This window comes from Afipia birgiae 34632, from assembly GCF_000308295.2.
In the GTDB taxonomy this organism is placed as follows: domain Bacteria; phylum Pseudomonadota; class Alphaproteobacteria; order Rhizobiales; family Xanthobacteraceae; genus Afipia; species Afipia birgiae.
On record NZ_HG326652.1, the window covers coordinates 1,602,291 to 1,613,883 of the forward strand.

The following is an 11,593-nucleotide window of genomic DNA, read 5'->3' on the forward strand; positions in this document are numbered from 1 at the left end:
ACATCCATACCGTCCTCCGTTTTAAACAGAATCGACGTCGCAGCCTTCAGGCAGTGAGCTTCGCCAGCGCCTTGTCGAAGGCTGCGGCTGCGCTTGGCAGGTCCTTGAAGGCGAGGCCGCTGTCAGCAGGCTGCTTCTGCTTGTCCGTCGCCGACGGGCGGATTTCGGCAACTGGTTTTCCGCCTTCGAGAAACGCCTTCGGCGCGATGACATGGAATTCGTGGTCGTCCGCTGGCGCATCCTTCAGCAGAAAGACTCCGAGGTAAGCCGTGCTGTCACCACGGCGATAGGAAATGTAGCGCTCGATAGCCACCGAGCCATCGCGCTGCATACCGCCCAGCTTGGCGTAGCCTTTCGAATCCAGCAGCCGATGCGCCTTGAAGCCCTTCACGCCCTCGGACTTCGCTTTCGCGGTTTCCTCAGAGAGATCGTACTTGCCCGCAACCTCCTTGCCGATCTCGGCAAGCTGCGCGGACATATCATGCTCGAACTCTTTAAGTTCGGAGCGTGGCTTCGACGCCTTGCGCGGCTTGGCGGCGTTGCGCTTGTCGAGTTCTGCCCTGCACTTCTCCGCAACATCGGCGACTGATTTACGCTCCGCATTGGTCAGCAGGTTTTTCAGGTCCTGATCCGAGAGCGCGGTGATCCTGTCATCTGTCCAGTCAACCATGGTGTTCTTCTTTTCCGAGATGTTGCGAACATTGTGGCCGGGTTCGCTGCCGGTTCAATGAACTTGGGATGCGCCTCAAACGCGCACGAACTGCGCGTGCAGGCCGCATTGCGCGAAGTTTAAGATAAATACCGCGCAATCGTAGCGTGTTTTGACAGCCCGTTGGGGCCGAAATTGGACGAAGGTGTCTAGCCACCGCCCGGGTAATTCGGGCTTTCGCGGGTAATGGTCACATCGTGCACGTGGCTTTCGCGCAGGCCCGCGCCGGTGATCCGCACGAATTCCGCCTTGGCGTGGAAGTCCTCGAGGTTCTTCGCGCCGACATAGCCCATCGCCGCGCGGAGACCACCGGCCAACTGATGCAGAACGTTGGCGACCGGTCCCTTGTAAGGCACCTGCCCTTCGATGCCTTCCGGCACGAGCTTGAGCGTGTCCTTGATATCCTGCTGGAAGTAGCGATCAGCCGAGCCGCGCGCCATCGCGCCGACCGACCCCATGCCGCGATAGGCCTTGTAGGAACGGCCCTGCCACAGGAACACCTCGCCGGGCGTCTCATCGGTGCCCGCCAGCAGCGAGCCGACCATCGCGACATCCGCGCCGGCGGCAAGCGCCTTGGCAAGATCACCGGAATACTTGATGCCGCCGTCGGCGATCACCGGAATGCTCGACTTCTTCGCGGCCTCGACCGCATCCATGATCGCGGTCAACTGCGGCACGCCGACGCCGGCGACGATGCGCGTGGTGCAGATCGAGCCCGGACCGATGCCGACCTTGATCGCATCCGCGCCTGAATCGATCAGCGCCTGCGTTCCCTCGGTGGTCGCAACGTTACCGGCGATGACCTGGACTGCATTCGACAGCCGCTTGATGCGGGTGACCGCCTCCAGCACGCGCATGGAATGACCATGTGCGGTATCGACGACAATCACATCGACACCTGCGTCGATCAGTCTTTCGGTACGCTCGAAACCGCCCTCGCCGACTGTTGTCGCGGCAGCAACGCGCAGCCGTCCCTGTGCATCCTTCGAGGCGAGCGGATAGGCCACCGCCTTTTCCATGTCCTTCACGGTGATAAGGCCGACGCAGCGATACTGATCGTCCACCACCAGCAGCTTTTCGATGCGGTTTTGATGCAGCATCTTCTTGGCTTCGGTCTGACTGACGCCTTCCCTCACCGTGATGAGGTTCTGGTGCGTCATCAACTCCGAGACCTTCTGCTCCGGATCGGTCGCGAAGCGGACATCGCGGTTGGTGAGAATGCCGACCAGCTTGCCGGGCTTGCCCGGCCCTCCGCCGGTGACGACCGGAACGCCGGAGATGCCGTGATCCTTCATCAGCGTCAGCGCATCGACCAGCTTGGCATCGGGGCCGATGGTCAGCGGGTTCACCACCATGCCGGATTCGTATTTCTTGACCTGGCGGACCTGCGCTGCCTGACCTTCAGGGTCGAAGTTCCGGTGAAGCACGCCGATGCCACCGGCCTGCGCCATGGCAATCGCCATGCCGGCCTCGGTGACGGTATCCATCGCGGAGGCGATAATCGGAATATTGAGCGGGATCGCGCGCGTCAGGAAGGTGCGGACGTCGGCATCGGACGGCAGGATGTCGGACAGGCCTGGCTTCAGCAACACATCGTCGAATGTGAAAGCTTCGCGAATACCCTGAACCAACTGCCTGTTTGCCATTGCCAACTCCGTTTCACGCAACGCTGTCGCTGCGACATCACCTCTGGATGAGCGGGATTGGGCGACCGCTTATGCGTCGCTCGAATCGAAGCCCATCGGTAGGGTTGGCGGTGGTCGATAGCATGCTCGTGTGGTCGTTCGCAAGTCCGCATCATCATTCCACAGCACCTCCATTTGCGGACTTGCGAACGGAAACCACACGAGAATCATAGCTTCTAGTGCCCCTTTGAATCCGAAGTTCGCTACGGAAGGCGCTGCAAAATGAAGCGAACTTCGGATTCAGGACACTCGGATGACGTTTCAAAGCATTTCGCGCTGAAATCAGCGGTTTTTACGCATGGGACACCTGCAAAAGGCCCTCTAACAGCGGTCTTTTCCACACAGAGGCGCTTCAGGAGCGATAAACCGATACTCGGCCGATCTGTAGTTCGTCCGCAATCTCTGTTGGGCCAAGTCCTGTAGCGTGCAACTCAAGAACTTTCGCACGATCTATGGATGGCTTGCGTCCAGTGTAGCCACTCCGCGCCTTCGCTTGGACGAACTGCGCGGCCTTCATAGATGAACAACAGCGGCTTAGCCGGATGCTTCGAGCAGACTCCGCGCATTTAGTTCGGCCAGGGATTGTCAGCAACGGCCACGGCCTGTAGTTTCTATTTTGATATTTATAGGACTATCAAAATATGTTTGAGAGCCAAGCAGTGTTGGGATTTGGGGCGCTTGCTCAAGAAACCCGCCTGCGCATTCTGCGCGTGCTGGTGCGAGCCGGGCCTGACGGTCGCGCGGCTGGCGACATTGCAAACGCTGTCGGCGTGTCCGCCTCGAACGTGTCCTTTCATTTGAAAGAACTCGAACGCGCGGGCCTCGTCACTCAGCGCCGTGAAGCTCGTTCCATTATCTACGCCGCTGCCTATGTCGGTATCGGCGACCTCATCCGCTTTCTGATGCAGGACTGCTGCTCGGGTCATCCCGCCATTTGCGCGCCACCGCTCACAGCCCCGTGCTGCCCTGCCGATGCAACAAGCGCGACCTGATGTTCGACCTCCCACTGCTAGCGCTTTCCCTAAAGGTGCGCACAGGCCACGCGCAATGGCTCGCGGAAGCCGTGGCCGCATTAGAATGCTAACAATTTTGGGCAGCCTTCGCTTTCGGCGTACTGCATTGCCGTGGCTCGTTAGCCTCTACATGGTTGCTGCTTACTGGTTCACAGCATCAACCTCGTTTGCAAACCCAGCAGTCGCGCGGAGCCTGACAAATACCTTTGCAGGTATTCGACCTCTCGACCTTCCGGGTTTTGTCACCGCCGGGATAATCGGCGCTGTTGTCGCGCTCATGTTGGCAAACTGGCTCCTCAACGCAGCAACCTTCGATGGATAAGCAAAAGCTCGCCGTCATCTTGCCACTAGGCCTCACACAGACAATCGCTTGGGCATCGACCTATTATCTACCTGCAATTCTGGCTCGACCAATAGCGACTGAGCTAGATGTGCCTTCAAGCTACATCTACGCAGCATTAACCGGCGCGCTTATCATCGCGGGCCTGCTTGGGCCCCGGGTTGGCGGCGCGATTGACAGGGTTGGAGGCCGCGAACTGCTGTGCATCTCCAATGTCTTGTTTGCTCTGGGCCTGCTAGTTCTCGGCTTATCGCACGGGCCGCTGCTATTGGTGCTGGCGTGGGCGCTGCTCGGCGTCGGTATGGGGCTCGGTCTCTACGAAGCCGCGTTCGCAACCTTGACGCGGTACTACGGTTCACAGGCACGTTCAGCAATTACCGGCATCACCATCATTGCTGGCTTCGCGAGCACGGTAGGATGGCCGCTTACAACCGTTATTGAATCCCATTATGGCTGGCGCGTTGCCTGCTTCTCGTGGGCCTGCGTGCATATTGTGCTCGCGCTGCCACTGAATCTTTGGCTGCCGCGCTTTACGAAAACGGCGCATGTCGAAGCGATCGCCGATGATAGCCCTGTCCACACGAAGGCGACGGAGCTGCGCGCCATGGTGCTTATAGGGTATGTATTCGCCGCTACGGGTTTGATCAGTGTCGGGCTGTCGGCATTGCTGCCGTTACTCCTCATCGAACTCGGTGCCACCCCTGCGGTTGCATTGCTGTCGGCAACATTGGTTGGCCCGGCGCAGGTTGCCGCGCGCATCGTCGAGGCGAGCCTGTTGAAGAAGCTTCACCCCGTAACGTCCACGAGAATAGCTACGCTGGCCCATCCTCTTGGCGCAGTTTTGGTTGCTTTTGGCGGTCCGGTTGTCGCGCCGGTATTTGCCGTGCTGTATGGCGCTGGCAATGGCGTTCTAACGATTGCTCGCGGGACACTGCCTCTCGCTGTCTTCGGTCCAGCCGGCTACGGACGGCGTGTTGGCCTGCTCGCCATGCCTGCGCGTATCACTGGCGCAGCTGCGCCGCTGACACTTGGCCTTGCTATCGAGCATTTCGGCATCCACGTGCTTTGGATAACCAGCGCGATCTCACTCTCAGCATTTGTCGCGCTGATGCTATTTTCAACAAAACCCGTCTCAAGCCAATCTTCAGCCTAAAGCTGACAGGCACGCGGGACTTACTTTTAAGGTTTGCGGTGAGGGGTCGGCAACTCGGCGCTGCGGTTTTCAGCCATGCAGTTTGGACGTACCCCGTCCCTCTCTTGAAAAGGCGACCTTGCTCCCTGGATTGTGCATGGATTTTGCCCGCATTTGTGTGCCGATTGGTGCCAAAACATGCTGATAGGAGCGAGTATGTTATGTGGGCATGCCGGCTAAAGCATTGAATAGAGAGCGCTTAATTCCGCTGATCGTCGCCTGTGCGCTGTTCATGGAAAACATGGACTCCACGGTGATCGCGACGTCGCTGCCGGCCATCGCCGCGGACATCGGCACCAGTCCCCTGACGCTGAAACTCGCGATCACATCCTACCTGCTGTCGCTTGCGGTGTTCATTCCGGCGAGCGGCTGGACCGCCGACCGCTTCGGCGCGCGCGCCGTGTTCAGCGTCGCCATCGGCGTGTTCATTGTCGGCTCCATCGGCTGCGCCTTGTCCACATCGATCACACATTTCGTGATCGCGCGCATCATCCAGGGCATCGGGGGCGCGATGATGACGCCGGTCGGGCGGCTCGTGCTGCTGCGTTCCATCGACAAGAGCGCGCTGGTCAACGCGATGGCGTGGGTCACCATGCCCGCGCTGATCGGTCCGGTGATCGGGCCTCCGCTTGGCGGATTCATCACCACCTACTTCTCATGGCACTGGATCTTCCTGATCAACATTCCGATCGGGCTGCTCGGCATCTGGCTCGCGCTGAAATACATCGACCCGATCAAGAGCGAGAATCCCGAACGCTTCGATGTTGTCGGGCTGGTTCTCGCGGGACTGGGCGTGGCCGGTCTCGCGTTTGGCCTGTCGGTTGCCGGGCTTGGCTTGTTGTCGTGGGAAGTCGTAACAGCGCTGATCGTCGGCGGCGGCATCGCGATGGGTTTCTACCTTTGGCACGCCAAACGCACCGCCTCGCCGGTGCTGGATTTTACGCTGATCAAGCATCCGACATTGCGCGCCAGCCTGACCGGCGGTTTCATGTATCGCCTCGGCATCGGCGCACTGCCGTTCCTGTTGCCGCTGCTGATGCAGGTCGGGTTTGGCCTCTCGCCATTCAAGTCGGGGCTCGTAACGTTTGCCTCCGCAGTCGGAGCACTGGGCATGAAGGCGCTGGCGGCGCGGATCATCCGCACCTTCGGCTTCCGCAACATCATGGTCATCAACGCGGTCGTGAGTTCGTTTTTTCTCGCCGCCTGCGCACTGTTCACACCGGCGACACCGTTGCTGTTGATCATGATCATTCTGGTTGTCGGCGGCTTCTTCCGCTCGCTGCAGTTCACCGCGATCAATACGCTGGCCTATGCGGAAGTCTCGCCCGGAGAAATGAGCCGCGCGACGACGCTGGTCAGCGTCAACCAGCAGCTTGCGATCTCGGCAGGCGTCGCGGTCGGTGCATTTGCCGTCGAGGCGACGATGGCCGCGAACCATTCCACGGAACTCAGCGCGAACGACTTCTGGCCGGCGTTTTTGATCGTCGCCGTGCTGTCGGCATTGTCGGCCTGGTCCTTCTGGAAATTGCCGGAGGATGCGGGTCACGAAATCTCCGGACACCGGGTTCCGGTAGTGGAAAGCCCGCAAGCCGCCGAAGCCGCCGCCGCAGAGTCCACCCACGACGCGCGCGACCAGAAACTGGGGTGATTTCTATGCTGTCATGGCCGGGAAGGCGGAATATTGAAGCACACACGACCGTCCCCGCGAAGGCGGGGACCCATAACCACCGAATGTCGCGGTGAACACAGAAAGATCGCTTCAGCATCTCCCACAAATCGAAAACAGGGAGTATGGGTGCCCGCCGGAGCCTGTCATCGGGCCGGCGAAGCCGGACCCGTTGGCGGGGACGACCGGTGGAGAGATTACGCTTCCGTTCGCGTATTATCTCCCCGAAACCCAAGCGCCATCACATATCGCTCGGATGAATCCTGCCGGCTGGCGGCGGGCTTGACGTGCTTCACCGTGGTGAAATCGCGCTTGAGCTGCGCCAGCAAATCCGCTTCCGCGCCGCTCTGAAAGACTTTCGCCAGAAACGTGCCGCCCGGATTGAGAATTTCGCAGGCGAACGCCGCCGCGCTTTCGACCAGACCGATGATGCGTAACTGGTCGGTCTTCCGATGCCCCGTGGTATTCGCCGCCATGTCCGACATCACCACGTCCGCGCCGCCGCCGATCATCGCCCGCAGCTTCTCGGGCGCGCGATCGTCGAGAAAGTCCATTTGCGCGAAGATCACACCGGGCAGTTCCGGCATCTCCAGAAGGTCGATGGCAACGACCTTGCCCCGACCCTCCAGCGCGCCGACGCGCTTCGCTGCGATCTGGCTCCATCCGCCGGGTGCGGCGCCGAGATCGACCACGACCTGTCCCTGCTTGAGAAAGCGTTGCTTGTCGTCGATCTCGCGCAACTTGTAAGCCGCGCGCGAGCGGAATCCGTCGCGCTTGGCCTGCATGACGTAAGGATCGTTGAGCTGACGTTCCAGCCAGAGTTTCGACGACAGCTTGCGCTTGCCGCCGGACTTCACCGTCACATGCAGTCGCCCGGTGGTGTCTTTCGCCATAGGAATTGCCTTCCAGCCGCGCAAAGGCGCGCACTCGTGCACCCCTTACGACGTTTTCGCGGTGCCGTCACGATATCTGAACGGACGTCAGAAGGACGCGATCGCGCCGTCGGCCCGCATCATCTCAACCAGCATGCCCTCACGCAGGCCACGGTCCGCAACCCGCAGACGCGGCAGCGGAAATGCCTTGCGGATGGCATCGAGAATGGCGCATCCGGCGAGCACGAGATCGGCCCGCTCGGCCCCGATACAGGCGTTTCGCGCGCGGTCCTGATAGGTCATGCCGAGCAGTCGCGCGATGGCGCGGTCCATGTCGGCATCGTTCATCCACAGACCGTCCACCCGTCGCCGGTCGTAGTGCGACAGACCAAGGTGAATGCCGGCCACCGTCGTCACGGTTCCGGACGTTCCGAGCAGATGCATGCCGGACAAATCGTGACCGTGTTGTGCCGCGAACGGCGCAAGGTGGTCCGCGACCTCATCGACCATCGTGCCGTAGGACTCGCGCGTCACATGCATTCCGCCGAACCGCTCTGCCAGAGTGACCACCCCCAGCGGCAACGAGATCCACGGTCCTTTGGCCGGCGCAGCGTGCGGGCTGCCAGCCGGACGCTCGATCCGCACCACTTCCGTTGAGCCGCCGCCGATGTCGAACAGGATCGCGCCCTTCGCACGGGCGTCGAGTAGCGGTGAGCAGCCGATTACGGCCAATGTCGACTCGGTTTCGCGATCGATGACCTCAAGCTTGATGCCGGTCTCGCGTTCGATCAGATCGAGAAATGCATCGGCATTGTCGGCCGCACGGCACGCCTCGGTCGCAATCGTGCGCAACCGTTTCGCGCCTTTGGCGCGAATCTTGTCGCCGCACACGCCGAGCGCGCCGACCGCACGCGAGATCGCGGCATCGCTGATGCGGCCCGATGTCGAGATGCCCTCACCGAGCCGGATGATGCGTGAAAACGAGTCGATCACGCGGAATCCGTCGTGCGAGACCCGCGCGATCAGCAGCCGGCAGTTGTTGGTTCCGAGATCGAGCGCGGCATAGGCCGCACCGTGAACGCGGGGCTCCCCGCGTCCGTGCGCCTCCTCGGCCGTCGCTGCTAGCGGGCTGACAGACGGTCCGGAACCATCGTGCAGCCGCACGTCCTCAGTCATGCAATTCCATCCCTGCAGCGTCAGCCCTGCGCCGCGGCAACTCTGTTCAAACAAAGTCTAACAGCGTACGTGCGTGGCGCAACCGAAGCATACTCAATCACGCATTGTGACTGCGATTCAGACGTCTTAAGTTTAATATGCAGCCCACACATCAGGTCAAAGCGCGGTTTTCTGCCGCTTGGGCCGGGATTTCAGCGGATTCTTCATGCTCGATCATCCACTCGGCGTTACTTCCGAAAACGATATCGCACTGCAAAAATTCGGCGTCGGACAGCCTGTCCGGCGCAAGGAAGACGACACCCTGGTGCGGGGCAAGGGAACTTACACCGACGACATTAACCTGCCGGGCCAGGCTTATGCCTGGATCGTCCGCAGCAGCCACGCTCACGGCATCATCAAGGACATCGACGTTGAGGCCGCGCGCGCGATGCCCGGCGTGCTCGGTGTGTGGACCGGCAAGGATCTTGCCGGATACACGCCCTTCAGCGTCGGCCTCCCTTTGAAGAACCGTGACGGTTCTCCGCTGCTCCAAACCAACCGTCTGCCGCTGATGACCGACAAGGTCCGTTTCGTCGGCGATCCGGTTGCGTTCGTCGTGGCTGAAACGCTGGCGCAGGCTCGTGATGCGGGTGAAGCGGTCGCCGTCGACATCGAACCGCTGCCCTCGGTCACGAGCGCGGAGGATTCTGCGAAGCCCGGCGCGCCGCTGCTTTATGACCACATCCCCGGCAACGTCGTCCTCGATTATCATTCCGGCGACGATGCGGCCCTCGATGCCGCGTTTGCAAACGCCGCGCATGTCACGCGCCTCGATATCGTCAACACCCGTCTCGCGGTGGTCGCGATGGAGCCGCGCGCGGGACTGGCGAGCTACGACAAGAAGACCCGGCGCTTCACCATCGAGGCGCCGACCCAAGGCGTGTTAGGCAACCGCCTGTCGCTGGCGAAAACGCTGAACGTCCCGAATGACAAGGTCCATCTGCGCACCCGCAACGTCGGCGGATCGTTCGGCATGAAGAACACCAACTATCCGGAATATATTTGCATCCTGCACGCGGCGCGCGAACTCGGCCGCGCGGTGAAATGGACCGACGAGCGCTCGACCAGCTTCCTGTCCGACAACCACGGCCGCGCGCAGGACGTGCGTTGCGAACTCGCGCTCGCCGCGGACGGCGCGTTTCTCGGCGTGCGCGTGCGCGGCTATGGCAATCTCGGCGCCTACATCACCGGCGTCGCGCCGCTCCCGCTGTCGCTCAACATCGCCAAGAACATCAACAGCGTCTATCGCACGCCGCTGATCGGTGTCGACATCAAGTGCGTGCTGACCAACACCACGCTGATGGGCGCCTATCGCGGTGCGGGCCGCCCGGAGGCCAACTATTTCATGGAGCGGCTGATCGATCGCGCCGCCGATGAAATGGGTATCGACCGCCTGGCGCTGCGCAAGCGCAACTTCATCAAGCCTGCGCATATTCCCTTCGCCGCAGCGAATGGCCTGACCTACGACAGCGGCGATTTTCCCGGCGTCTTCAACAAAGCCGTCGAACAGGCCGACCTCGCAGGCTTTGCCAAGCGAAAGAAGGAAAGCCGCAAGCGCGGCAAGCTGCGCGGCATCGCGGTCGGCTCCTATCTCGAAATCACCGCGCCGCCCAGCGCCGAACTCGGCAAGATCGTCTTCGAAATTGATGGATCGGTGCGGCTGATCACCGGAACGCTCGACTACGGTCAGGGCCATGCGACGCCCTACGCACAGGTCCTGGCGACGCATCTTGGCGTTCCGTTCGACGCTGTGAAACTGACACAGGGTGACACCGACATCGTTCGCGCCGGCAATGGCACCGGCGGTTCGCGCTCGATCACCGCAAGCGGCACCGCCATCGTGGAGGCCTCGAAGCTGGTCATCGAAAAGGGCAAGCAGGCGGCGGCGCATATGCTTGAAGCCTCCGAAGGTGACATCGAGTTTGCCAACGGGCATTTCACCATTGCCGGCACTGACCGCGGTATCGGCATCATGGAACTGGCGGCAAAACTGCGGGACTCGAAAATGCCCGAGGGCGCGCCCGCCTCGCTCGACGTCGATCACACTACACAGGGCATCCCCTCGACGTTTCCCAACGGCTGCCACGTTGCGGAAGTCGAAGTCGACCCTGACACCGGCGTCGTGCGGATCGTCAGCTACAGCGGCGTCAACGATTTCGGCACCGTGGTCAATCCGATGATCGTCGCTGGCCAAATTCACGGCGGCGTCGCGCAGGGCATCGGACAGGCGTTGATGGAATGCGTCACCTACGACGACAACGGCCAGCCGGTGACGGGTTCGTTCATGGATTACGCGCTGCCCCGCGCCGGCGATATTCCGTCGATGACGCTGGACAGTCACCCCTCGCCCGCGACGTCGAATCCGCTCGGCACCAAGGGCTGCGGCGAAGCCGGCTGCGCCGGAAGCCTCGTCACCATCGTCAATGCCGTGCTCGATGCGCTGTCCGATGAAGGCGTGACGCAGATCGAGATGCCTCTCACATCCGAAAAGGTCTGGCGCGCGATTCAGGATGGCCGCAAGGCGAAGACGGCCTGAGAGCGCAGCGAAGCAATCCAGTTTGTCCTGCTCGTCATTCCGGGCTGCCGGAATCTGGTTGGTGGCTGTGGATTCCGGGTTCGCGCGAAGTCGCGTGCCCCGGAATAACGGCGGACAATGGAAGCGCGCGCAGTTCGGATGGGGCGCAGCGCAATCGGGGCTACAGACTCTCGGTGTCGTCCCGGCGAACGCCGGGACCCATAACCACCAAACGTCATGGTGACAGCGAGACGATCGCTCCGGCGTCTCCCTCAAATCGATATCTCAGGGAGTGTGGGTCCCGGCATTTGCCGGGACGACGTGTCGAGATTTCCGATCTCTCCTTGACATGCCGCGATCTAGGAATATATTCTTCATTGTCCTGT

General features: G+C 61.3%; 9 protein-coding genes and 1 pseudogene. 5 read left to right on the forward strand and 5 right to left on the reverse strand.

Going from position 1 to position 11,593, the window contains the following annotated elements:
* Positions 1–46: 46 nt before the first annotated feature.
* From BN32_RS07710 to BN32_RS26060, 3 genes are all read right to left on the reverse strand, one after another.
* Positions 47–670 carry a hypothetical protein gene (locus BN32_RS07710; RefSeq protein WP_019197573.1) on the reverse strand — a complete coding sequence of 208 codons (624 nt, stop codon included), beginning with the start codon at positions 668–670 and terminating at the stop codon, positions 47–49.
* 188 nt (positions 671–858) lie between these two features.
* Positions 859–2,355 carry an IMP dehydrogenase gene (gene guaB / locus BN32_RS07715; RefSeq protein WP_019197574.1) on the reverse strand — a complete coding sequence of 499 codons (1,497 nt, stop codon included), beginning with the start codon at positions 2,353–2,355 and terminating at the stop codon, positions 859–861.
* A gap of 391 nt (positions 2,356–2,746) precedes the next feature.
* Positions 2,747–2,911: a helix-turn-helix domain-containing protein gene (locus BN32_RS26060; protein ID WP_082773591.1), complete on the reverse strand. Its 165-nt coding sequence runs from the start codon at positions 2,909–2,911 to the stop codon at positions 2,747–2,749.
* Positions 2,912–3,035: 124 nt separating this feature from the next.
* On the opposite strand from BN32_RS26060, the gene BN32_RS07720 reads away from it, so the two are divergent.
* The 4 genes and pseudogenes from BN32_RS07720 (at position 3,036) to BN32_RS07730 (ending at position 6,587) form a co-directional block, all read left to right on the forward strand.
* Complete coding sequence (locus tag BN32_RS07720) at positions 3,036–3,386, forward strand: ArsR/SmtB family transcription factor (RefSeq protein WP_019197575.1); 351 nt, start codon at positions 3,036–3,038, stop codon at positions 3,384–3,386.
* Positions 3,383–3,729, forward strand: a pseudogene (locus BN32_RS27610) (aquaporin family protein); the annotation flags it as partial. The gene BN32_RS07720 and the pseudogene BN32_RS27610, both read left to right, overlap by 4 nt.
* The gene (locus tag BN32_RS07725; RefSeq protein ID WP_040425562.1) at positions 3,722–4,900 is read left to right on the forward strand and encodes an MFS transporter; all 1,179 of its coding nucleotides are present in this window, start codon (positions 3,722–3,724) and stop codon (positions 4,898–4,900) included. The pseudogene BN32_RS27610 and the gene BN32_RS07725, both read left to right, overlap by 8 nt.
* Positions 4,901–5,108: 208 nt before the next feature.
* Positions 5,109–6,587, forward strand: coding sequence for a DHA2 family efflux MFS transporter permease subunit (locus BN32_RS07730; RefSeq protein WP_019197577.1), 1,479 nt, complete (start codon positions 5,109–5,111; stop codon positions 6,585–6,587).
* Positions 6,588–6,802: 215 nt separating this feature from the next.
* Here BN32_RS07730 and BN32_RS07735 read toward each other — a convergent pair whose 3' ends face one another.
* Positions 6,803–7,498 (reverse strand): RlmE family RNA methyltransferase, encoded by a 696-nt coding sequence (locus BN32_RS07735; protein WP_019197578.1) that lies wholly within the window; start codon positions 7,496–7,498, stop codon positions 6,803–6,805.
* 87 nt (positions 7,499–7,585) lie between these two features.
* Positions 7,586–8,653 (reverse strand): Ppx/GppA phosphatase family protein, encoded by a 1,068-nt coding sequence (locus BN32_RS07740; protein WP_019197579.1) that lies wholly within the window; start codon positions 8,651–8,653, stop codon positions 7,586–7,588.
* Positions 8,654–8,858: 205 nt separating this feature from the next.
* Here BN32_RS07740 and BN32_RS07745 point away from each other — a divergent pair, with 205 nt between their 5' ends.
* Positions 8,859–11,228, forward strand: a complete 2,370-nt coding sequence (locus tag BN32_RS07745) for a xanthine dehydrogenase family protein molybdopterin-binding subunit (protein ID WP_040426125.1) — start codon at positions 8,859–8,861, stop codon at positions 11,226–11,228.
* Positions 11,229–11,593 lie beyond the last annotated feature (365 nt).